Origin of the sequence: Herbidospora solisilvae (genome assembly GCF_009901565.1) — a bacterium.
In the GTDB taxonomy this organism is placed as follows: Bacteria; Actinomycetota; Actinomycetes; order Streptosporangiales; family Streptosporangiaceae; genus Herbidospora; species Herbidospora solisilvae.
Genome location: NZ_WXEW01000007.1, coordinates 423,073 through 445,785 on the forward strand (window position 1 = coordinate 423,073; position 22,713 = coordinate 445,785).

A 22,713-nucleotide genomic window follows, 5' to 3' on the forward strand; every position below is an offset into this window, starting at 1 on the left:
CGCCAAACGGTACACAAGACGTTCACCGGTCATCCTCACTTCGGGGAGAGTGAGGTCAATTGTCGCGCAAGATCATGATGCTTTCTCGCGCGTGACCGGTTCGGATTCCCGCCTCCCGTCGCGCCTGCGGAGAAGTGCCCAGCCCCCGAGGGCCAGACCGCCCCACGGAATCTCGATCGTGTACGTCCAGAATCCGAACAGAATCGCCGCCGCGGTGGCCTGGGCCTCGCCCGCGCCGAACCCGATCAGCGCGAGCGCGGTGCCGGCCTCCATGAAACCCGCGCCGCTGGGCGTGGCCAGCGCGCTCGTCAGCACCCGCGACAGCGCGAACACCGCGATCGACTGGGCCGTGCCGACCCACGAGCCGGTGCCCACCATGCACAGGGCCAGGACGAGCCACTGGAAGCCGAGGAAGAACACCATCCCGAGCGACATCTTCAGCCAGCCCGACCGGACCACTCCGGCCATGTCGGCGCGCAGCTTGTGGATGGCGCCGGAGGCCCACCGCTCGGCGGGCCGCATCCTCCGGGGCGACAGCGCCACGAGGCGGTCGGCGCCGTGCCCGATGACACGGGCCCCCCGATCCCAGAACAGCGCCGCCCCCACGATCACGACGAGCGCCAGCAGCGACCCGGAGGCGGCCCATCCGGCCTTGGTGACCGTCGGGGACAGCGGGGTCCCCGACAGCAGCAGGGCGAGGATGCCCACGGCGGGCAGCAGGAACCGGAAGATCATGTTCCAGACCCCGCTGACCAGCGTCGAGGCGACGATGGCCCCGACGGGGAAGCCCCACCCCTTGGTCATCGCCATGGTCAGCGCCACCCCGGCCGCCCCGCCGAACGGCAGCAGGTTGCTGACCGCGCTCCCGGCGGCGTTGAGGGTGAGCGCCTGGGTGTGCCCGAGGCCGGGCAGCGACCCGGTGAGCACGAAGGTGTAGGCGAGCAGGCTGGCCAGCCACACCACGGTCATCAGCGCGGCCAGCTGCCAGGAGACCGCGGCGAACAGGCCGCCGATCTGGCCCCATGACATCGTCGCCCCCGTGAGCGACCCGATGATCGAGGGCAGGTAGACGATCAGCCCCGCGGCCAGCGCCAGCGACGCGACCGACATGGCGACCCGCACCCACCTGTTCATGCGCCCAAGTCTGCCGGGCAGGCGGACCGCTTCGCTCATCCTCTGGGACGAACCAGGCAGGTCCCCAAGGTCGACGCCCGTTCGCCGGTCGTCACCCTTGCCCGCCTTATAACGTCCGTGTTATGGCTTGGGGAGAGGTGGAACTGGAGCCTGAGGTCGACGATTGGCTCGACTCGCTGAGCCAGGACGATCAGGAGACGGCGGTCTTCTACGTCGATCTCCTGGCGGAACGGGGTGTGTTGCTCGGCGAGCCGTACACCAGGCAGTTGCACGGAAAGCTCCGGGAACTCCGTTTCCATCTCTCTCGCGAGCGGTGCGGGTCACCTACTGGATCTCACGGTGTTCAAGAAACAGCGGATGCGCGAGGCCGGTGAGATCGAGCGGGCGGTGCGCGCCATGGAGCGCTGCATCGCCGAGGCGCACACGGCGGAGGAGAGTGCTGGTCATGGGTGAACGCAGGGCATGGGCCGACAAGCGTGCCGAGATCATGAGCCGTCCCGGCGCGGGAGCCGCCCACGAGGCCGCTCGTCTCAGGTTCGAGCTGGGAGAGGCCGTGCGCCGGCGCCGTGAGGAACTCGGCCTGACGCAGGCCGAACTGGCGCAGCGGGCCGGTCTCAAGCAGCCCGCCGTCGCCCGCTTCGAGGCGGGTGGCACCATGCCCACCATCCCCCTGCTGGAACGTCTCGCCGAGGCGCTCGAAGTGCGTCTCGACGTTCAGTTCCAGCCGCTCCGCGAGGCAGGCTGAGTCAGTCGTCGAAGGGATGGGTCATCTTCGTGCCGGGGGGCAGGTCGCGGCGGACGTACCACTCGGTGCCGAAGACGTAGCGGTAGACCGGAGCCGGGATCTTCAGCAGGGCGGCGAGGGTGCGGTCGCCGTCGCCGCCGCTGGCCTGGGTGGCGTGGGCGGCCATCGACTGGCGTTTCACCGACGTCCACTTCCGGACGTTGACCCGGTGGGTGATGTCGGCCGAGGCGGAGTAGGCGGTCTCGAAGGAGCGGATGTCGAGCTGGGGGTAGAACCTCGCGGCCAGCCGCACGCCCTTGAGCAGGGGGTCGCGGTTGACGGTGGCCTCCAGCAGGATCGGCGGGATCGCGGCCAGCTTCGCCGCCCGGGTGCCGACCCGGTAGACCTGCACGTGGTCGGGGTGGCCGTAGCCGCCCGACGGGTCGTAGATGGTCAGGAGTTCGGCCTTCTCCTCGTCGAGGATGGCGGCCAGGCGGGTGGCGGCCTCTTCGATGTCGGCGTCCATGAAGGCGTCGGCGGGGCGGTCTTCGGCGCCGCCGCCGGCCTCCAGGCCCGAGTCGGCGTAGCCGAGGCGCACCACGCGGGCGCAGCCGAGCCGGGCGGCCGAGTCGTAGAGCTCGTTCATGCGGGCTTCGCCGAGCTCGTCGCCGTGGGGTAGTTCGGCCAGGCCGTGTTCGCCCGCCGTGGCCACCACCAGGACCACGCGGTGGCCCTCGGCTGCGAGCATCGCCATGGTCCCGGCCGTCAGCAGCGCCTCGTCGTCGGGATGGGCGTGAAAGAACACCGCTGTCTTCACCCGACACATGATCCCACCCTCCGATCGCGCGTTTGAGCCGGGTCCGGACCTCTGAGAGGCTGATCGGGTGCGCATCCTTCACGTGAGCGACTGCTACCTGCCCCGGCTGGGCGGCATCGAGGTGCAGGTCGCCGACCTGATCAGGAGCCAGCGCGAGGCCGGGCACGACGTCGAGGTGGTGACCGCCACGCCGGGGGAGCCGCTGCCGGGCGTCCACCGGGTGACCGCGCGCATGCCGTTCGACCTGCCGGTCCACCCGCGCGGCACGGGCCGGCTGACCCGGATCATGACGCGGGGCAACCCCGACGTCGTCCACGTCCACACGGGCGCGGTGTCGCCGTTCGCGTGGATGGGGGTGCTGGCCGCCCACCGGGTGGGGCTGCCCGTGGTGGTGACCGTCCACAGCATGTGGGATCCGGTGACCGCCAACCTCTACCGGGTGCTCAACGTGGCGAACTGGAGCGATTGGGGGCTGGTCGGCACGGCCGTCTCCGAGGCGGCCGCCCGGCACATCCGGCGGGTGGCGGGGCCGAACGTGCCGGTCCACGTCGTGTCGAACGGGCTCGACCTGTCGGGCTGGCGGCCCGAGGGCCCGGCCCGGGTGCCCTCCGACGAGGTCCACGTGGTGGCCGTGGGGCGGCTGGCGCCGCGCAAGCAGCCCGTACGACTCCTGAAGCTCCTTGAGGCCGCCAAGGCCAGGACGCGCAAGGGCGTCACCCTGCGGGCCACGATCGTGGGCGACGGGCCCGCACGGGGCCAGATGGAGCGCCATCTGAAGTCGAAGCGGATCGACTGGGTCGACATGCCGGGCAGGTACACCCGGGACCAGATCAGGGGGCTGCTGGCGGAGGCCGACGTCTTCGTCGCCCCGGCGCCCCGGGAGTCGTTCGGTCTGGCCGCGCTGGAGGCGCGCGCGGCGGGGGTGCCGGTGGTGGCACGGTCGCAGAGCGGTGTGGCCGATTTCGTGAGCCCGGGCAAGGAAGGCCTGCTGGGGCGCACCTTCGACGAGCTGGCCGGTGCGGTGGCCCGGCTCGCGGGGGACCCTGCGCTACGAGGGGCGATCGCCGAGCACAATCGGTCGACGTCGCCGGTCAGATGCTCGTGGCCGGTGGTCCTTGAAGGATTCGAGCGCTGTTATGAACGGGCCGCCGACGCTTCGTCGGGCCGGCGGTAGACAAGGGCCGGGTCAAAAAGGGAGGACCCGCCCCGACGGAGTGCGCAGGTCGATGGGCAGCGGCTGCCGGGGCGGACGGGGGCGCTGGACGATCTGGACCCTTTTCACAAGAGGCTCTCCTCTCTCGTATTGGTCTCAGCCTTCCCAGTAATACGTAATGATCACGCCAACCGGGTCACTTCGACCTTTACTTCTTGTCTTCCCGCAGGTGGTCCTTGGTAAATACCTTTCAAAGGGGGTACGTCAGCGTAGTCTCTCCCGCGCGCTACCACTACATGTGTTTCGCCTACTTTTGAGCGATTTGTCGGGTCGAGCGCGTTCCACTCGCCCGACCAGTACTCCACCCAGGCGTGCGACTGCCCGGCGACGGGTTCGCCGATGACCGCGTCCGCCGCCGGATGGATGTAGCCGGAGACGTACCGGGCCGGCAGCCCGGCCGCCCGCATCAGCGCGACGGTCAGGTGCGCCATGTCCTGGCAGACGCCCTTCCCCTGGTCCCAGGCCTCCTGGGCGCTGGTGAGCACCCCCGTGGCACCGGGCACGTACTCGACCCGTTCGTGCACCGCCCACGCGATGGCCTCGGCGGTCTCATGGGGGTCGCGGCCGTGCGTCTGGGCGAGGCCGACCTCCCCACAGGTGATCGTGGTCCGCTCGGTGGGCCGCAGCAGCTCGGCGACCGGGCCGGACACGTTCCGCAGTAGGTCCCAGCTCAGCGGCCTGGCCAGCGGGCGGACCGGCGAGGTGTCGACCCGGGCCTCGGCCTCGATCGCGAGCGTCCGGTGGCCGCCCGTCACGTCGAAGACGCTGACGTGGGTGCCCCAGTAGTCGCGGTAGGTCCAGACCGGCGTCGCCGGCCGGACGACCAGGCTGCAGTCGAGCGTGGCCTGCCGGTGGTCGTCGACCGGGGTCATCCGCACCTCGTTGTACGACGACGCCGCCTCGCCCTCGTACTCCACGAACGTCGAGTGGCGGATCCTCACACGCCAGCCGGTTTCCACACCGCACCTCCCAGCGCCTGCACGCCCAGCTCCCAGCGCAACGTCGAGGCGTGCTGGAAGAACCGTTCCGTCAACCCCTCCGAGGCGATCACGCACGCCGCCTGGAGGGTGATCAGCAGCTCGGGGAGCTGCTCTTCGAGGCCTGCCGTGTCGGCGTACTCCAAAGCCATCCGGACCCGCCCGACCGCCGCCCGCGCCGGGTCGTTCATGCCCGCCCTGCCCTGGTTGGGGCTGAGTTCGGCCAGGCACTGCTCGGCCGTCGTGAGGGCGTGCATGACCGAGCGGGGGAAGAGCCGGTCGAGCAGGAGGAACTCCAGCACCCGCTTCGCGTCGCCCCGGTGGGTCCGGGTGAACGACTCGTCGGCCCCGCACGCCTCCAGCAGCGCCTTCCAGCCGGTCGACTCCGACGGCGGCGCGAACTCGCTGGGCAGCACCTCGGCGTGCACGGCCAGCAGGCGGGCGGTCATGTCGACCCGCTCCAGGCTGCGGCCCAGCACGATGAACAACCAGCCGTCGTCGCGGCTCATGGTCGCGTCGGTCAGGCCCGAGAACAGGGCGGCGCGCTCGCGGACGTACCGGAGATAGCCGTGCGGGCCGAGCCGTTCGGCCCCGATCTGGCGGATCGGCAGCTCGTTCCAGGTGACGTTGAGGCACTCCCAGACCTCGCTGGAGATGATCTCGCGCACCCCGCGCGCGTTCTCCCTGGCCGCCCTGACGCACCCGGCGATGGAGCTCGGCGTGGCCGAGTCGTAGGCCAGGCGCTGGATCATCGTCTCGGTCGTCGGGTTGTCGCCGCCCTCGTGGCCGAGGATGGCCAGCACCGTCGACCAGTCCTCGTCGTCGCCGAGGGTGCGGTGCAGGGAGACGTCGAGCAGGCGGGCGATGTCGTCGGAGCGTTCGACGTACCGGCCGATCCAGTACAGGGTCTCCGCGATGCGGCTCAGCAGCTCTCTCACTGTTCGCTCTCCCCGTCCCAGGCGGCGTTGCGGCTCGGTTGCCAGTGCGCCGGGGGCTGGTGCCCGCCGGCGGCGACGTGCGGGATGCGCGGCCCCGGCTCCGACAACACCCAGGTGTCCTTGGAGCCCCCGCCCTGGCTGGAGTTCACGACCAGCTCGCCCTCGGGCAGCGCCACCCGGGTCAGGCCGCCCGGCAGCAACCAGACGTCGTCGCCGTCGTTGACCGCGAACGGCCGCAGGTCGATGTGCCGGGGCCGGGGCAGGTCGCCGATGAGGGCGGGGGAGGTGGACAGGGCGACGGGCCGCTGCGCGATCCACTTCCTCGGATCCTTCTGTACGTTCTCCGTCAGCCCGGCGAGGGTCTCCCCGCTCGCCCGGGGGCCGATGACGATGCCCTTGCCCCCGGCTCCGTCGACCGGTTTCAGCACCAGGTCGCCGACGTTGGCCAGCACCCATTCGAGGGTGTCGGCGTCCTCCAGCCGGTAGGTCTCCACGTTGGAGATCAGCGGCGTCTCGCCGAGGTAGTACTTCATCAGGTCCGGCACGTACGTGTAGAGCAGCTTGTCGTCGGCCACGCCGTTGCCGACCGCGTTGGCGATGGCGACCGTGCCGGCGCGGGCGGCGTTCAGCAGCCCCGGGCAGCCGAGGGTCGAGTCGGGCCGGAAGTGCAGCGGGTCGAGGTAGTCGTCGTCGACCCGCCGGTAGATCACGTGGACCGGCCGCTTGCCGTGCGTGGTGACCATGTAGACCCGGTTGTTCTCGCAGACCAGGTCGCGTCCCTCGACGAGCTCCACGCCCATCAGCCGGGCGAGCAGGGCGTGCTCGAAGTAGGCGGCGTTGTAGACCCCGGGGGTCAGCACCACGACCGTCGGATCGTTGATCGCCGCCGGCGCGGCCCGCCGCAGGGCGGCCAGCAGCCGGGCCGGGTATTCGTCGACCGGCCGCACCCGCTGCTCGGTGAACAGCGCCGGGAGCGTGCGCATCATCGCCAGCCGGTTCTCCAGGACGTAGCTGACGCCGCTCGGGGTGCGGACGTTGTCCTCCAGCACCCGGAAGGCGCCCGTCTCGTCGCGGATGATGTCGATGCCCGCGATGTGCACGCGCACCCCGTTCGCGGGCCTGATCCCGTCGGCCGTCCGGTGGAAATGGGGGGAGCTGTGCAGGAGCCCCCACGGGACCACCCCGTCGTGGAAGATCTGGCGGCCGCCGTACACGTCGGCGAGGAAGGCCTCCAGCGTGCGCACCCGCTGCCGGACCGCGCGGGAGATCAGGTCCCATTCGGCGGCGTCGATGACACGCGGGATCAGGTCGAGCGGGAACGGGCGCTCCTCGCCCGCGTAGTCGAAGGTCACCCCCCGGTCGGTGAACACCCGGGCGAGCTGGTCGGCCCGGAACCGGAGCTCGTCGGCCCCGAGGGGTTGCAGGGCCGCGAACAGCCCCTGGTACGGCGGCCGGGGTGTGCCCGGCCGCTCGAACATCTCGTCCCATGCGTCGGCCAGGGCATATGAGTCGAATATGTCCGCCATGTCCGGAGCGTAGGAAACCGATGTTTCGCACGATGCCGCCGGATGTTACGGCCGCGCGTTCACGTAGGCCGGCCAGGAGCCGTAACCCGTGATGTCGGCGGCTCCGGCGGCCGCGTGGGCCTCGCAGAGGAACCCGGTGACGAGGCTCCCGTCGTCGAGCTCGACCGAGCCGAGCCCGAGCGGCGGCGCGATCTTCGTGAGCAGCTCGCCGAGTTCGGCCGTGCCGAGGTGGAAGAGCTCCACCTCGATGGACGCGCCGTCCGGCGTCCTGACCATGCCGGGGCGGTCGCCGAGGTCGTAGAGCCGGTAGGCCGCGGCCGTGCGGGCGACGCCCGCCGACGTCGCGCCGAGCGCCACCAGCTCCGGATGCAGCGGATGGCCGGTCCGGTGCGCCCCCACCACGGCCAGCGGCGTGCCTCTTCTCCTGATCCGGTACGGGGTGGCTCCCGCCATCCCCGTGTGGAACCGTTCGGCGGCGTCCGCGAGCGGACCGTCGGCGCCTGCGGGGGCAAGCAGGGTGACGCCGTGCGGTCCGCCCGCGGACGTGAAGCCGGCCGGGACGGCGATCCCGGCCAGATCGAGGAGGTTGGCGAAGGTCGTGTAGGTGCCCAGGACGGAGTTGCGGCCGATGGGATCCTCGGCCATCTCGGCGAGCGTGAACGTCCGGGGGACGGTCGGGACCGCGAGGGCGTCCACCTGGGCCCAGGTCCGGCGGGTTTCGGACATGAGCTCCCTGAGCCGGTGCAGGCCCCGGAAGGCGTCCGCCCCGGTGACGCCGGCCCCCGTGCCGAGCACTTTCGCGGTGACCGGGTGGAGCGATTCGGGGTGGCTCTCGACGAACGGCCCCAGCACGCTCCACCGCTCGGCCACCCACGGCCCCTCGTAGAGCAGCCGCCCGGCCGCGAGGAACGGCTCGATGTCGACGTCGACGAGCTCGTAGCCGAGGCCGGCCAGCCTGGCGAGGATTCCGGTCCAGTCGTCGTCGCCCCGGATGACGCCGATCCTCCGGATCGGCTCGTCGCGCCGGGGCAGCTCGCGCGACCAGGGGTCGTCCGGCTCGTACCCCTGGATGATCTCCAGGACGACCCGGGCGTCGGGGACGTTCAGCGCGAAGACGCTCGGGCAGTCGAGCGACGCGCACGCCGGAACCACGCCGAGGGTGCTGACCAGCCCCTTCGACGGCTTCAGCCCCACGGTCCCGGTCATCACCGCCGGCACCCGCCCCGAGCCCGCCGTGTCGGTCCCGATCGAGAAGCTCACCAACCCGGCGCTCACCGCCACCGCCGACCCCGACGACGATCCGCCCGAGATCAGCCCCTTGACCAGCGGCGACTCCACCGAGCCGTAGGGGCTTCGCGACCCGGAGAGCCCGGTGGCGAACTGGTCGAGGTTGTTCTTCCCGATCAGGATCGCGCCCGCGCCGATCAGCCGGTCGACGAGCGGCGCCGACCGGCCGGGCGCGTAGGCGAAGTCGGGACAGGCGACCGTCGTGGGCAGCCCGGCGACGTCGATGTTGTCCTTGACGGCGAAGGGGACGCCGTAGAGGGGCAGGCCGGGATCGTCGGGCAGCCCGGCGAGGACCTCCTCCTCCGGCCGGAGAGTGATCCACACACCGTCGTCACCCCGGGCCTTGATCCTGCGGTAGACCTCGGCGACGACCTCACGCGGGTGCAGTCCCTTCCTGTACGCCGCCCGCAACGCCGGAATCTGCAGATCCACGAGCCCTCCATAGCGTCGATTGTCGACAAAATATCGCGTGGTCGATCCGGTGCATACCGTCACGTGTTAAATCCAGGTAGCGATACACAGGCGTGCCGAAGATCGGCCGGACCGCGCCTCCGGCTGGAACCGGGACGACCGGCGCTGAACACCCGCACCCTGCCCGGCCGACGCCCACCACCTCCTCACGGAGGATCTGGCTAGGGAAGCCGGGCCGCCGCCTCGGCGAAGCTCTCCAGCGTGAGGTCCCAGAACCGCTTCACGTCGATCTTCCGGGCCACGTTCGCGTTGGGGACCCGCCCGCGCAGGTTGAAGTCGATCACCGTCATCCCCGACGTGAACCGGCCCGCCGTCTCGACGTCGACCACGCCGGGCGTGAACTCGAACAGGGTCGGGTCGGCGACGAAGGCGACCGCCAGCGCGTCGTGAACCGCCGGGCCGTCGTGGGCCGTCGTCATGCCGTAGAACTCCAGGCTGGGGATCAGCAGCTCGCCGCCGAGCCGTCCCAGGCCGCGCATGCGCTCCAAAATCGGGCCGTTGGCCAGGGCCGTCAGGCTGACGTCGAGGCCGATCTGGTTGACCGTCCACCCGGCCCCGAAGACGATCGCCGCCGCCTCGGGGTCTGCCGCGATGTTGAACTCGGCCGCGGGGGTGCGGTTCCCCCGGGTGTACGACCCGCCCAGGATGGTGAAGTCGCGCGCCCACTCCATGATGCGGGGTTCCCTGCGCACCGCCAGGGCGATGTTCGTGAGGGGGCCGACGGCGACCAGGGAGATCTCGCCGGGGGAGGCCGCGAGGGTGTCGACGATGAAGTCGACCGCGTGCCCGTCGCCGGCCGGCAGCCGGGGTTCCGGCAGCACCGCCGCGCCCAGCCCGCCGAACCCGTGAACCTCGGCCGCGTCGATCCGGCTGGCCACCAGCGCCCCGGGGGAGCCGGCGACCACGGGCACCGAGGGGAACCCGAGGAACTCGCGCAGCTTGAGGGCGTTGAGGGTGGTCAGCTCCAGGGAGACGTTCCCGCCGACCGTGGTGATCCCGACGAGGTCGAGCGCCGGGCAGCCGTGGGCGAGGGTGATGGCCAGTGCGTCGTCGATCCCGGGGTCGCAGTCAATGAGGATCTTCTTTGGTGCGGGCACGCCTCAGAGCGTAACCCGCTGGCGAATCTTGAGGGCGCTGTCGATCTGCCGATGCATGATCCTCGCCCGTTCGAACTCACCCCGCTCCGCGCTCGCCTCGGCGAGATTTCGCACCACGCCCAGCACGGCCCCCGCGACTTCCCGCAACTGCGTTTCCCTGGCCCAGTGCGCGCTCATCGGATCGAGGCCCAGCACGTCGAGCATCGCCCTTACCTCGGCGCATTTCCGCGCCGCCTTCTGAACGTCGCCGGAATCGAGGGCGGCGTTCCCCTCATTGACGGCCGCGTGAATGAGCGAAACCGCCTGAGGGAGGTTCAGGTCGTGGTCCATCGCCTCTCTGAACTGCGACGGAAGCGCGCCCGGCGCGTCCACGGCCACCCGGTGCACAAAACGTTCGATCCGCCGGTACGCCACCGCGCTCTCCTCCACCGCCCCCACCGAGAATTCCATCGGCGACCGATAATGGGCGGCGGCCAGATAGAACCGCAGTTCCTGTGGCCTGATCCGCCGCAGTAACGTGTGCACCGCCAGCGGGTTCTTCGCCGTCTTGCGAATCTTCTCGCCCCGGTGGGTGACCGGTCCGTTGTGAATCCAGAATCGCGCGAAACCGTCGCCGGCGGCGCGCGACTGGGCGATCTCGTTCTCGTGGTGCGGGAAAATGAGATTGGCTCCGCCGCCGTGGATGTCGAATTCGGCGCCCAGATATTTACGCGCCATCGCGGAACATTCCAGATGCCATCCGGGCCGGCCGTCTCCCCACGGCGCGTGCCAGACGGGTTCTCCTGGGCGGCCCCTTTTCCAGAGTGCGAAATCGCGGGGGTCGCGTTTGCCGTGGCCGGGTTCCTCGCCGTCGCGCATCTGGCTCGGGCGCTGCCCGGAGAGTTCGCCGTAATTCGGGAAGGAGGAGACCGAGAAATACACGTCGCCGTCGGCGGTGTAGGCGTTGCCGGAGGCGAGCAGCTGCTCGATCAGCTCCAGCATCTCGGGGATGTGGCCGGTCGCCCGGGGCTCCACGCTGGGCGGAAGGCACCCGAGGGCCTCGTAGGTGCTCTCGAACGACCGGTGGACCGGGTCGGTGATCCGCCACCAGTGCACGCCCTCGGAAAGCGAGCGGCTGATGATTTTGTCTTCGATGTCGGTGACGTTCCGGCAGAAGAGAACGCGATATCCGGAATGCAGGAGCCAGCGGTGCAGAATATCGAAGTTCACTTGCGAGCGTATCTGCCCGACATGGGGTGGGACGACGACGGTGGGACCGCAGAGATAAATCGATGCGATTCCCGGAATTCGGGGGGAGAAATCGCGGACCGACCGGCTGAAAGTATCGTATAGGCGAAGTCCCACCTAGCCGAGGGTAAGCCAGAAATCCGCGTCCTGTCGATAGAAACGGGCAGACGTGCGGTGCACATCATGAATGCCACATTGTGAGACAGGTCAAACGGGTTGACAGGGTAATGAACCACGCGTGCGGCTAAGAGATCGGCTATGGACAAATCGGTCGGGTGGAGGTACGGCCCGCGCCCCGGTGGGTGGGCGTGGGCGGCCGGCGACAGCTGGTCCGGTTCGGCTTGTGGGCCGCGCCCCTCTCTTTGACGAGAGGCGGAGCGCGGGTGCCGCCTGACAGCCGGCCGCCGGAGGCGCGGGCCGTACCGGCTAGGGGGTGTCCGAAACTATCGGCGGATCACGTGCAGAACCGAGGCGATGCGCTCGGCGGCGGTCACGACGTCGGAGGCGTGCCCGATGCGGCCCGCCCAAGAGAGCCAGTACCACCACTCTCCGTCGTTGGCGTTGGACGCCAGCACGTCCTCCGCCATGGCCGGAGCCATCGGGTTCACCACTCGAAGCCGGGGGTAGAGGCCGGCCGGCGCCGACAGGCGTACCTGGAACGAATGCGCCTCAAGTTGGGCGGCGAGCCGTTCGAGGTGGTCCATCGCCTCGCTGCGATCTGCCTTCATCGCCATGGTGGTCTCCAGGGGACGTTGCGACCTTTCTCCGGAAAGGGTGAACCTGGGATGACTGCCCGGCAATCGGGCGTACTAGCCGAATACGTGCAATAACCAGGGAACCCGCTGGTATTCAGTGGAACACCCACGGGTCCCGGGTCGCGAACCCATAACGACGCTGGCAGTTGGGTGCGTGTCGGTTAACCTCGGGGAAATATCCGTAATAGCCGATCACGGCGGGTCCGGGGCAGACTGGGACCGGCGGGGAAGTCAGCAGCGGAAGGGCAGGCGGGATGGCCCGAGGAGAGCACTCTCCGGCATGTGCTCGTCGCTGGCGCGAGCAGGCCGAGGCACGGCAGTGGTCGATGTGGCAGACGGTTCAGGCGATTCACGGCTGCTGCGGCGTCAGCATGCTGAAGGCCCACCGGCTCGGCCGGGGATGGTCCGCGCGCCAGGCGATCGAGGAGCTCGAACACCTCTGTGAGCAGCAGTCGCTCGGCCTGCCCAGGGCCAGCATCGACCTGCTCAACGCGTGGGAGAACAACCGGGCGCGGCCGCGCCCCCAGACGATCGACCTGCTGGCCCGGCTCTACAAGGCCAACGCGGTACGCCTCGGCCTCGCGGCCGACTACTGCGACGACCCGGGCGTGAGCCAGAAGGTCGTGGTCGTGGCCAACGGGTCCAGTGAGGACGCCGTCCACGTCGAGGACCTGGCCGACGACGACACCGACCGGCGGGCGCTGTTCCACCAGGCGATGCTGATGGGCACCCCCAACGGCAGGTTCTTCGCCGAGGTCGAGGGCACCCGGCACGATTTGGACCGGTCCCTGGCCACCACGACCGTCACCGAAGACCAGCTTGACCGGCTCGACGAGCAGGTGCTGCGCTACCGGCGCGAATACATGACCACCCCGCCCACGCCCATGTTGTGCCGGGTGATGCTGGAGCTGGCCGACGTACGCAAACTGACCGGCGCCCGCCAGCCCGCCGGCGTGCAGCGCCGACTGCTGACGGCCACCACGATGCTGGCCCTGCTGTCGGCCGACGCCCTGATGAAGCTCGGCGACACCCGCCAGGCCCACGCCTGGTACGGCACCGCCCGCACCTCCGCCGACGACGTCGGCGACCTGCGGTTACGCGCCCTGGTCAGGGCCAACCAGACGATGCTGCCCTACTACTACGGCGACCTCACCGAGACCGTCCGGCTGGCCCGCGAGGCCCGCATGCTGGCCGGTTCGGCCCCCAGCTCCCCGGCGGCCCTCGCCGCCGCCGCCGAGGCGCGCGCCCTGGCCCGGATGGGCGACCGCAAGGCCGCCCGCATCGCGCTCGCCGAGGCGGAGCAGATCTTCGCCCGCATGCGCGGCATGAGCCAGGACGACCTCGCCTTCGTTTTCACCGAGAAGCGCATGAGCTTCTACCGCACCGGCACCCTGATCGAGCTCGGCGACGACTCCCAGCTCCAGAACCTGGAGATGGACTCGGGGTTCCAGACGATCGACCCGGCGCTGATCCTGCTCGACCAGGCCACCCACCTGGCCCGCCACGGCGACTACGAGGAGGCCTGCCGCCTCGCCGCCCAGGCGCTCAGCCAGGTCCCGGCCGAGCACCGCACCTCGATCGTCATCACCCGGGCGAAGGCGCTGCTGAACGAGGCCGATCCGCGGCTCCCCGCCGTCCGCAACCTGAACCAGGTCCTGTCGGAGTCGTCCCTCCGGCTGGCCATATGAGCGCCTCACACGTGACGATCACGCACCTCACCCGCGCCACGGCCGCCCGTCCGCTCGCCGACGAGGCGTTCACGGTCCTGCGCGCGGTCTGCGACCGCATCGGGGTCGACGCCGGCGGGGCCAGGCTGATGCGGCTGCGCAGCAACGCCGTCTTCAAGCTGCGGGGCGACATGGTGGTGCGGATCGCCACCGCCCCCGACGCCCTCACCCGGCTCCCGGTCGTGCTGGCGGTGGCCCGCTGGCTGGCCGAGCGGGGCTTCCCGACGGTCCGGCCGGTCGACGAGATCCCCCACCAGCCCATCGTGCACGGCGGCCGGGCGGTCACCTTCTGGCGGTACGTCCGCTCCAACGGCTCCCCGACCACCACCGAGCTCGGCCACGTGCTGCGCGACCTCCACCGCGAACCGGTGCCGACGTCGATCCCGCTCCGGCGGCTCACCGACCCGCTCGCCGAGGTCCGCCACGCGGTCGAACACCGGGCCGAGGTGCTCACCCCCTACCAGCGCCGCTGGCTCGGCGACCGCATCGAAGAACTGACCGATCGCTGGCACACCCTCGACTCGGGCCCGCCGGTCCTCCTCCACGGCGACGCCTGGATCGACAACCTGCTCCGCTGCCGCGACGGCAACGCGATTCTTTGCGATTGGGACGGCGTGGCGGTGGGCCCCCGTGAGTGGGACCTGGTCCACACCTACCACGGCCAGCGCAGATTCGGCCTCTCGGCCGGCGACGTCGACGCCTTCGCCCACGCCTACGGCTCTGACCTGCGAGATTGGCCCGGCTACGCGACTCTGATGGAGATCAGGGACATGTACGCCGTCGGCATCCACATCCGCAACGCCCTCGGCGATCCCTTCTCCCGGCAGGAACTTCCACGCCGTTTGGACTCGCTGACCAGAGGCGATGGCCACGCGAGGTGGTACATGGCTGCCCCCGCGCTCGGGGTGCGCTAGGCTTGACGTGTTGCAGTGGTGTTTTGTAAAGAACGCCTCCGGCCTCACGGCCGGTAGCGGGCGTACTGCTTTTCCGACGTAGGCGGATGCAGGGCTGGTCCGCTAAGCAGCCCGTCTCGTTGACCTGACGAGACGGTGAGGCTCCGCATAAGGAGAAGCAGTTGTCTGAAGGCACCGTCAAGTGGTTCAACGCCGAAAAGGGCTTTGGTTTCATCGCCCCCGACGACGGCACCCCTGACGTGTTCGTGCACTACTCGGCGATCAACAGCGGTGGCTACCGCAGCCTGGACGAGAACCAGCGCGTCAGCTTCCAGACCGTGCAGGGCCAGAAGGGTCCGCAGGCCGAGAACGTGACGCCGATCTAAGTTCCATCCAGCATCAACCAGAAGCCGACCGATTGCCTCGTGCAACGGTCGGCTTTCTCGTGCCGGAAATGGGTAGGGGCGCTGCCCATGCGGCTGACCCAGACCTCCGAACTGTGGTGGAAGAACGCCATCGTCTACTGCCTGGACATCGAGACCTTCGCCGACGGGAACGGCGACGGGATCGGTGACTTCCGGGGCGCGATCCAGCATCTCGATCATCTCGACCGGATCGGCGTGACCTGCATCTGGCTCATGCCGTTCTTCCCCACCCCCGACCGCGACGACGGCTACGACATCGTCGACTTCTACAGCGTCGACCCCCGCCTCGGCACCCTGGGCGACTTCGTCGAGTTCATGCGGGTGGCCCGGGACCGGGGCATCCGGGTGATCGCCGACCTGGTCGTGAACCACACCTCCGACCAGCACCCCTGGTTCCAGGACGCCCGCTCCTCCCGGGACTCCAAGCACCGCGACTGGTACATCTGGTCGGACGAGCCCGAGCCCGACGACCCCAAGGGGGTCGTGTTCCCCGACCAGGAGGACAGCCTCTGGCAGTGGGACGCCCAGACCGAGCAGTACTACTTCCACCGTTTCTACAAGTTCCAGCCCGACCTCAACACCTCCAATCCCGAGGTGCGGGACGAGATCGCCCGCATCCTGGGATTCTGGATGGAGCTGGGCCTGTCGGGCTTCCGCGTCGACGCGGTGCCCTTCCTGGTCGAACGGGTGCTCGAACAGGACGACGCGCTGCCCGACCCCCACGAGTTCTTCGCCGACCTGCGGGCGTTCATGAACCGACGCGACGGGACGGCGATGCTGCTGGGGGAGGTGAACCTGCCGTACAAGGACCTGATGGCCTATTTCGGCCACACCCCGCTCGGCAACGAGATCACGATGTGCTTCGACTTCATCGGCATGCAGCGGATGTACCTGTCGCTGGCCCGCGAGGACGCCCGTCCGCTCGCCGAGGCCCTGCGGGAGCGTCCCGCGCCGCCCAAGGACAGCCAGTGGGCCTCGTTCGTCCGCAACCACGACGAACTGACCCTCGACAAGCTGACCGACGCCGAACGGGAGGAGGTCTTCGCCGCCTTCGCGCCCGAGGAGGACATGCGGATCTACAACCGCGGCATCCGGCGGCGGCTGCCCACCATGCTCGGCGGCGACCAGCGCCGGATCCGCATGGTCTACAGCCTCCTGTTCGCGCTGCCCGGCACCCCCGTGCTCTTCTACGGCGAGGAGATCGGGATGGGCGAGAACCTCGCCATCGAGGGCCGCCAGTCGGTCCGCACCCCGATGCAGTGGACCTCCGGCCGGCACGGCGGCTTCAGCACGGTCGAACCGGCGATCCCGATGCCCGTCGGCGACTACGGCCCCGACGAGATCAGCGTCAGCGCCCAGCGGCGCGACCCCGAGTCGTTGCTCTCGTGGATCGGACGGCTCGTCGAGCAGTACCGCGAGTCGCCGGAACTGGCGTGGGGCTCCTACGAGGTCCTGGACGGCGGAGACGACGCGGTCCTGGCGATCCGCAACGAGGGCGTCGTGACCGTGCACAACTTCGCCGGGCGGGTGGCGAAGGTGACCCTGGGCCTCGACGAGCAGGGGAAGGTCCTGGCCGACCTGTTCTCCGAGGACACGGTGGAGATCCAGGACGGCCGGGCTCTCGTGGAGGTGGAGGAGTACAGCTGCCGCTGGTTCCGCATCTCCGACCCGGCGACCGCGCCGTGACGATCGTCACGTGTGGCGGGCGGCCATGATCCGGGTGCGCAGGGCGTCGAGGAAGACGCTGCCCTCTTCGAGCGGCAGCAGGTAGGAACTCGGGTCGGCCCCGAACCACTGGGCGTGCACCCAGACGCCGCCGTCCGTCATGCGCAGGTCGGCCCCGGCCAGCCGGGCGCCCAGCCGGACCGATTCGCCGTCGGGGCGGACCAGCACGATCACGATCAGGGCCGGGGTGAGCACCCCCGCCGACAGGTTGGTGCCCCGGGTCTGGCAGCACATGACGACCCGGTCGGTCAGGTCGCCCAGAAGGTGCTGGTCGGCGTAACCGTCGACCAGCACCCGCAATCGGACGTCGAGGTCGTCGTACCGGATGATCGTCGTCTCCGTCATGCCGACACCCTAGGCGGCACGTGGACGTCGAAGTGGATCGAGGCCTGCCCCAGCACCGAATGGGGCTGCTGGCCCGGCTCGACCAGCTCCAGCTCCTCGAACACCCGGAACCGGGCGTGCGCGGCCTCCAGGAACACCGGCTCCATGACGGGATGCCACACGCTGTAGGTCCCGACCGACCGCCGCCCCCGGTACCAGCCCGTCGTGGGGTGGGTGAGCAGCGGCAACCAGTTGTCTCCCAGCCCATCAGGGGTGTACGGCCCCACGCCCGCCGCCCGGCACTCCGCGTCGTCGGCGTCGAGCTCCCAGCGGGGCTCCGGCCCCCAGTCGCCCGTGATCCTGATTCGGGTGCGCCGCCACGGCATGCCCCACAGGTGACGCGGCACGGCCACCAGGGGATGGTCGAGGGCGGTCCGGAAGAACCACACCCCCGGTTCGCCGTGGCGGGTGACGTAGGCGCGGTAGTTGATCTGGCCGCAGGCGATGGCGACGCGGGGGCAGAACCGGAAGTGGAAGTCGCGGTCGCGGAAGCCCACCGCCGACACCAGGGCTCCGGAGCCCCCGGCCGTCCAGTCGAACCGCACGGGGGCGAAACCGGGCGGCAGCAGGGCGGCCAGCCGCTCGGCGGGCACCCGGAAACTCACGATCACGAAGTCGTCGAGCTCGCTTTCGGCGTGGTGCCAGCGCGGGGCGGGGCGGGGGGTTCCGGCGAAGTCCACCCGGCCAGGCTAGGGGCGATCCTGTTTCAGCAGGTTCTTCAGCGCGTCCTCGATGCCCCGGTGGAAGGTCGGGTAGGCGTACATCATCGAGCGCAGGGTCATCACCGGCACCCGCGCGTGCACCGCCACCGCCAGCGCGCCCATCACCTCGCCGCCCGCCGGGCCGACCGCCGTCGCGCCGACCAGGACCTCGTCCGAGGCCACCAGCTTGATCAGGATGTCCTTCGTCCCGTGGATCCAGTCGCGCGCGCCCGCCGTGGTGATGCCGGTGGTCACCGACAGGCCCTCGTCGCGGGCCTGCCGCTCGGTCAGGCCGACCGCGCCGACCTCCGGGTCGGTGTAGGTCACGCGGGGGACCGCGCGGTAGTCGGCCCCGGCGACCTCCTCGCCCAGGATGTCGAGCGCCGCGATGCGCCCCTGGTAGTTGGCCACATGGGTGAAGCCTCCGTGGCCGGTCACGTCGCCGGCCGCCCAGACGCCGTCGGTCACGCGCATGTGGGGGTCGGTCGGGACGAATCTGGCGGTCTCGTCGACCCCGATGACCGACAGGCCGGTCAGGTCGGTCTTGCGGCCGGTCACCACGAGCAGGTTGGCCGCCTCGACGACCTCGTCGCCCACCGTCACCGCGAACCGGCCGTCGTAGGACACCCGGGAGGCGGACGCCCCTGTCAGCACGCGCATGCCCTCGTCGCGGAAGACCTTGGCGATCAGCTTCCCGGCCTCGGGCTCCTCGCCGGGCAGGAGAGTCGGAGCGGCCTCCAGAAGCGTGATCTCGGTGCCGAAGCGGGCGAAGACCTGGGCCAGTTCGAGGCCGATCGCCCCGCCGCCCAGCACGATCATCGACTCGGGCACGCTCTCGGTGGCGACGGCCTCGTGGTTGGTCCAATAGGGCGTGCCGGCCAGTCCGTCGATGTCCGGGATCGCCGGACGGGTCCCCGTGGAGATCAGCAGGCCGCGCCGGGCGCGCAGCACCCGGTCTCCCACGGTCACCTCGCGGGGGCCGGTGACGACGCCGTGGCCGCGTACGAGATGACCACCCTTCTTCTCGAAGCGGTCGGCGGCGGCCTGGTCGTTCCAGTCGTCGGTGGCCTCGGCGCGGATGCGGCGGGCCACCGGCATCCAGTCGGGGGAGACGGTCGCCGCTCCGGCCAGGCCGGAGACGCGCCGGGCCTCACCCAGGACGTGGGCGGCCCGGATCATCATCTTCGACGGTACGCAGCCCCAATAAGGACATTCGCCGCCGACCAGGTCTGCCTCGACCGCGGCCACACTCAGCCCGGCCTCGACGAGCCGGCCGGCGGCGTCCTCGCCACCCGGGCCCATGCCGAGCACGATCACGTCGAATTCATCCATGCCCGGCTACCTGCCCATATGGCGTCAGATCAGGCCGAGCTCCTTGACCGCGTCGCGCTCCTCCTGGAGCTCCTTGACCGAGGCGTCGATCTTGCCGCGGGAGAAGTCGTCGATGTCCAGGCCCTGGACGATCTCCCACTGGCCGTTCCGCGAGACCACAGGGAACGAGGAGATGATGCCCTCGGGCACGCCGTAGGAGCCGTCGGAGACGACCGCGGCGGAGGTCCAGTCGCCCTCGGGGGTGCCGTTCACCCACGAGTACACGTGGTCGATCGCGGCGTTGGCGGCCGACGCGGCGCTGGACGCGCCCCGGGCCTCGATGATCGCGGCGCCGCGCTTGGCGACCGTGGGGATGAAGGTGTCCTTCAGCCAGTCCTGGTCGACCAGCTCGGCGGCGATCTTGCCGCCGACCTCGGCGTGGTAGAGGTCGGGGTACTGCGTCGCGGAGTGGTTGCCCCAGATCGTCATCTTCTTGATGTCGGTGACCGGGACGCCCAGCTTCGACGAGAGCTGCGACAGGGCGCGGTTGTGGTCGAGCCGGGTCATGGCGGTGAACCGGTCGGCCGGGACGTCGGGCGCGTGCCGCTGCGCGATCAGCGCGTTGGTGTTGGCGGGGTTGCCCACGACCAGGACGCGCACGTCGTCGGCCGCGTGGTCGTTGATCGCCTGGCCCTGCGGGCCGAAGATCCCGCCGTTGGCCGACAGCAGGTCGCCGCGCTCCATGCCCGCCGTGCGGGGACGGGCGCCGACCAGCAGCGCGACGTTGGTCCCGTTGAACGCGTAGTTCGGGTCGTCGGTGATGTCGATGCCCTTGAGCAGCGGGAAGGCGCAGTCGTCGAGCTCCATCGCGGTGCCCTCGGCCGCCTTCAGCGCCGGAGTGATCTCCAGCAGGCTCAGCTGGACGGGCACGTCCGGCCCGAGCAGGTGCCCCGAGGCGATGCGGAAGAGCAGGGCGTAACCGATCTGGCCGGCCGCGCCGGTGACGGTCACTTTGACGGTCATGACGATTCCCCTTCGGGCGGTGTACGTGTCCTGCGGATGCTACTCGCCAGTCGAGCCCCACTTATGCTCAGGCCACGGGTTTGCGGCAATTCATGGATATGTACGCCGGGAACCCGGCCTGTTCACGAGGGCGCCGCGGAAGCGGTCGAGCACCAGGGAATCCCTCAGCACCTCGGTGGGCGGGCGCCGGTAGGCCTCGCCCATCCCGGAAAACCGGGCAAACATGGCGATAAAGCTGAAACTTTCAGGTTACAAACGAGGTTTTCGGCCGGTGACCGGGCGGCGTGTGTGCTGGTCGCCGCCGGTGCTGGTGTTTCGGGGCGAGCGAGAGGGAGGCTGGGGGTGGACGGTCTTCCTGTACGGCACGGGACCGCGCACCTAAGGTCCGTGGGAGCGCTCCCAGCGCGCAGTGAATCATCGCAGGAGGACCCCCGCAATGAGATCCACCCCCCGATCCGGAGCCGCGCGCTCCCGACTGCGCCGTGGCCTCGCCGCGTTCGCGGTGGCCGCGCTCGGATCCACCATGGCCGTCGTCACCGCAACGTCCGCGCAGGCAGCGGTCACGTGTGACGTGACGTACACGACCAACGACTGGACCACGAGCCCCGGCCAGGGCGGCTTCACCGCCAACCTGACGGTCCGCAACACCGGCGACGCGCTCTCGAGCTGGAACCTCGGTTTCACGTTCCCGAACTCGGGCCAGCGCGTGAGCCAGGGCTGGTCGGCCAACTGGACGCAGAGCGGCGCGAACGTGACCGCGGCGAGCATGCCGTGGAACGGCAGCCTGGCGAGCGGCGCGACCCTGAGCCTCGGCTTCAACGGCACGTGGAGCGGCAGCAACCCCAAGCCGACGTCCTTCACCGTGAACGGCGTGACCTGCGGCGGCGTGAACCCGTCTCCGTCGCCTTCGCCCTCGCCGTCCCCCTCGCCGAGCCCGTCGCCGTCGCCGTCGCCCAGCCCCTCGCCGTCGCCCAGCCCCTCGCCGTCGCCGAGCCCGTCGCCTTCGCCCTCGCCTTCTCCCTCCCCGTCCCCGTCTCCCTCGCCGTCGCCGAGCCCGTCGCCGTCTCCCTCCCCGCCCGGCCCCCGGGTGGACAACCCCTATGACGGCGCGACCGGTTACGTGAACCCCGACTGGTCGGCCAACGCCGCCTCCGAGCCGGGCGGCGCCGCCGTGGCGAACACCTCGACCGCCATCTGGCTGGACCGGATCGCCGCCATCACCAGTGGTTCGGCCGGCAACAACAGCAAGGGTCTGCGTGAGCACCTGGACCTGGCCGTCCAGCAGGACGCCGCCAACGGCGCCGCGCCGGTGGTCATCCAGGTCGTGATCTACAACCTGCCCAACCGCGACTGTTCGGCGCTGGCGTCGAACGGTGAGCTGAAGGTCGCGCAGAACGGCCTCAACCGGTACAAGACCGAGTACATCGATCCGATCGCCTCGATCATGTCGGACTCGAAGTACCGCAACCTGCGCATCGTGGCGATCGTGGAGATCGACTCGTTGCCGAACCTGGTGACGAACCTGAACCTGGCCGCCTGCCAGGAGGCCAAGAACTCGGGCGCCTACGAGCAGGGCGTGGCCTACGCCCTCAGCAAGCTCTACGCGATCCCGAACGTCTACAACTACGTGGACGCCGGTCACCACGGCTGGCTGGGCTGGGACACCAACTTCGGTCCGTCGGCCGACCTGTTCGGCTCGACCGCCGACCTGGCCACCGGCGGCAAGGCCACCGTGCACGGCTTCATCACCAACACCGCCAACTACTCGGCGCTGGTCGAGCCGCACTTCACCGTGAACGGCACCGTCAACGGCCAGATGATCCGCTCGTCGCGGTGGGTGGACTGGAACTTCTACATCGACGAGTTGTCCTTCGCCCAGGCCTTCCGTCAGCGGCTGATCCAGGAGGGCTTCTCCTCCAACATCGGCATGCTGATCGACACCTCGCGTAACGGGTGGGGCGGCCCGAACCGGCCGGCCGGTCCGAGCACCTCGACCGACCTGAACACCTTCGTGAACAACTCCAAGGTCGACCGTCGTATCCACGCCGGCAACTGGTGCAACCAGAGCGGCGCGGGTCTGGGTGAGCGTCCGCGGGCCAACCCGGCCACCGGTATCGACGCCTACGTGTGGGTCAAGCCTCCGGGTGAGTCCGACGGTTCCTCGACCGAGATCCCGAACAACGAGGGCAAGGGCTTCGACCGGATGTGTGACCCGACCTACGGCGGCAACGACCGTAACGGGAACAACCCCTCGGGGGCTCTGGCCAACGCTCCGCTATCGGGTCACTGGTTCTCGGCCCAGTTCCGTCAGCTGCTGGCCAACGCCTACCCGCCCATCAGCTAACACCTAGATGAAGT

General features: G+C 70.0%; 21 protein-coding genes. 8 read left to right on the forward strand and 13 right to left on the reverse strand.

Annotated elements, in window-relative coordinates:
* Positions 1–72: 72 nt before the first annotated feature.
* The gene (locus GT755_RS25160) at positions 73–1,134 is read right to left on the reverse strand and encodes a lysylphosphatidylglycerol synthase domain-containing protein (RefSeq protein WP_161482081.1); all 1,062 of its coding nucleotides are present in this window, start codon (positions 1,132–1,134) and stop codon (positions 73–75) included.
* 122 nt (positions 1,135–1,256) lie between these two features.
* Between GT755_RS25160 and GT755_RS25165 the strand changes: the two genes are divergently transcribed.
* Both GT755_RS25165 and GT755_RS25170 read left to right on the forward strand, forming a co-directional pair.
* Positions 1,257–1,508 carry a type II toxin-antitoxin system RelE/ParE family toxin gene (locus GT755_RS25165; protein WP_235967240.1) on the forward strand — a complete coding sequence of 84 codons (252 nt, stop codon included), beginning with the start codon at positions 1,257–1,259 and terminating at the stop codon, positions 1,506–1,508.
* A gap of 71 nt (positions 1,509–1,579) precedes the next feature.
* Entirely contained in the window at positions 1,580–1,879 is a 300-nt protein-coding gene (locus GT755_RS25170; protein WP_161482082.1) for a helix-turn-helix domain-containing protein, read from the forward strand.
* 1 nt (position 1,880) lies between these two features.
* Here GT755_RS25170 and GT755_RS25175 read toward each other — a convergent pair whose 3' ends face one another.
* Positions 1,881–2,684, reverse strand: a complete 804-nt coding sequence (locus GT755_RS25175; protein ID WP_062349819.1) for a PIG-L family deacetylase — start codon at positions 2,682–2,684, stop codon at positions 1,881–1,883.
* Positions 2,685–2,742: 58 nt separating this feature from the next.
* Here GT755_RS25175 and GT755_RS25180 point away from each other — a divergent pair, with 58 nt between their 5' ends.
* Complete coding sequence (locus GT755_RS25180) at positions 2,743–3,849, forward strand: glycosyltransferase family 4 protein (RefSeq protein WP_161482083.1); 1,107 nt, start codon at positions 2,743–2,745, stop codon at positions 3,847–3,849.
* Between the two features lie 161 nt (positions 3,850–4,010).
* On the opposite strand, the gene GT755_RS25185 is transcribed toward GT755_RS25180, so the two are convergent.
* The 7 genes from GT755_RS25185 to GT755_RS25215 all read right to left on the reverse strand — a co-directional run bounded on the left by GT755_RS25185 (position 4,011) and on the right by GT755_RS25215 (position 12,145).
* Positions 4,011–4,829, reverse strand: a complete 819-nt coding sequence (locus GT755_RS25185) for a transglutaminase family protein (RefSeq protein ID WP_285588591.1) — start codon at positions 4,827–4,829, stop codon at positions 4,011–4,013.
* The gene (locus GT755_RS25190; RefSeq protein ID WP_202610469.1) at positions 4,826–5,803 is read right to left on the reverse strand and encodes an alpha-E domain-containing protein; all 978 of its coding nucleotides are present in this window, start codon (positions 5,801–5,803) and stop codon (positions 4,826–4,828) included. The genes GT755_RS25185 and GT755_RS25190 overlap by 4 nt, the downstream gene beginning before the upstream one ends.
* Complete coding sequence (locus GT755_RS25195; protein ID WP_161482084.1) at positions 5,800–7,329, reverse strand: circularly permuted type 2 ATP-grasp protein; 1,530 nt, start codon at positions 7,327–7,329, stop codon at positions 5,800–5,802. Before GT755_RS25195 ends, GT755_RS25190 begins: the two co-directional genes overlap by 4 nt.
* A 45-nt stretch (positions 7,330–7,374) precedes the next feature.
* Complete coding sequence (gene atzF / locus GT755_RS25200) at positions 7,375–9,048, reverse strand: allophanate hydrolase (RefSeq protein ID WP_161482085.1); 1,674 nt, start codon at positions 9,046–9,048, stop codon at positions 7,375–7,377.
* Between the two features lie 200 nt (positions 9,049–9,248).
* Positions 9,249–10,184 carry a nucleoside hydrolase gene (locus GT755_RS25205; protein ID WP_161482086.1) on the reverse strand — a complete coding sequence of 312 codons (936 nt, stop codon included), beginning with the start codon at positions 10,182–10,184 and terminating at the stop codon, positions 9,249–9,251.
* Between the two features lie 3 nt (positions 10,185–10,187).
* The gene (gene cysS / locus GT755_RS25210) at positions 10,188–11,528 is read right to left on the reverse strand and encodes a cysteine--tRNA ligase (protein WP_161482087.1); all 1,341 of its coding nucleotides are present in this window, start codon (positions 11,526–11,528) and stop codon (positions 10,188–10,190) included.
* 326 nt (positions 11,529–11,854) lie between these two features.
* Positions 11,855–12,145 carry a hypothetical protein gene (locus tag GT755_RS25215; RefSeq protein ID WP_231515630.1) on the reverse strand — a complete coding sequence of 97 codons (291 nt, stop codon included), beginning with the start codon at positions 12,143–12,145 and terminating at the stop codon, positions 11,855–11,857.
* Between the two features lie 392 nt (positions 12,146–12,537).
* Here GT755_RS25215 and GT755_RS25220 point away from each other — a divergent pair, with 392 nt between their 5' ends.
* From GT755_RS25220 to GT755_RS25235, 4 genes are all read left to right on the forward strand, one after another.
* Positions 12,538–13,854, forward strand: coding sequence for an XRE family transcriptional regulator (locus GT755_RS25220; protein WP_235967242.1), 1,317 nt, complete (start codon positions 12,538–12,540; stop codon positions 13,852–13,854).
* Positions 13,855–13,865: 11 nt separating this feature from the next.
* Positions 13,866–14,807, forward strand: coding sequence for a phosphotransferase family protein (locus GT755_RS25225; protein WP_328794490.1), 942 nt, complete (start codon positions 13,866–13,868; stop codon positions 14,805–14,807).
* 161 nt (positions 14,808–14,968) lie between these two features.
* Complete coding sequence (locus GT755_RS25230) at positions 14,969–15,172, forward strand: cold-shock protein (RefSeq protein ID WP_030455889.1); 204 nt, start codon at positions 14,969–14,971, stop codon at positions 15,170–15,172.
* Between the two features lie 87 nt (positions 15,173–15,259).
* Complete coding sequence (locus GT755_RS25235) at positions 15,260–16,897, forward strand: alpha-amylase family protein (RefSeq protein WP_161482090.1); 1,638 nt, start codon at positions 15,260–15,262, stop codon at positions 16,895–16,897.
* 6 nt (positions 16,898–16,903) lie between these two features.
* On the opposite strand, the gene GT755_RS25240 is transcribed toward GT755_RS25235, so the two are convergent.
* From GT755_RS25240 to GT755_RS25255, 4 genes are read right to left on the reverse strand one after another with little or no spacing between them, the layout of a single operon-like run.
* Complete coding sequence (locus GT755_RS25240; protein WP_161482091.1) at positions 16,904–17,281, reverse strand: hypothetical protein; 378 nt, start codon at positions 17,279–17,281, stop codon at positions 16,904–16,906.
* Positions 17,278–18,000, reverse strand: coding sequence for a DUF2071 domain-containing protein (locus GT755_RS25245; protein WP_161482092.1), 723 nt, complete (start codon positions 17,998–18,000; stop codon positions 17,278–17,280). The genes GT755_RS25240 and GT755_RS25245 overlap by 4 nt, the downstream gene beginning before the upstream one ends.
* 9 nt (positions 18,001–18,009) lie before the next feature.
* The gene (locus GT755_RS25250; protein ID WP_161482093.1) at positions 18,010–19,353 is read right to left on the reverse strand and encodes a dihydrolipoyl dehydrogenase family protein; all 1,344 of its coding nucleotides are present in this window, start codon (positions 19,351–19,353) and stop codon (positions 18,010–18,012) included.
* Between the two features lie 24 nt (positions 19,354–19,377).
* Entirely contained in the window at positions 19,378–20,355 is a 978-nt protein-coding gene (locus GT755_RS25255; RefSeq protein WP_161482094.1) for a malate dehydrogenase, read from the reverse strand.
* Positions 20,356–20,791: 436 nt separating this feature from the next.
* On the opposite strand from GT755_RS25255, the gene GT755_RS25260 reads away from it, so the two are divergent.
* Positions 20,792–22,699: a glycoside hydrolase family 6 protein gene (locus GT755_RS25260; protein ID WP_161482095.1), complete on the forward strand. Its 1,908-nt coding sequence runs from the start codon at positions 20,792–20,794 to the stop codon at positions 22,697–22,699.
* Positions 22,700–22,713: the final 14 nt, after the last annotated feature.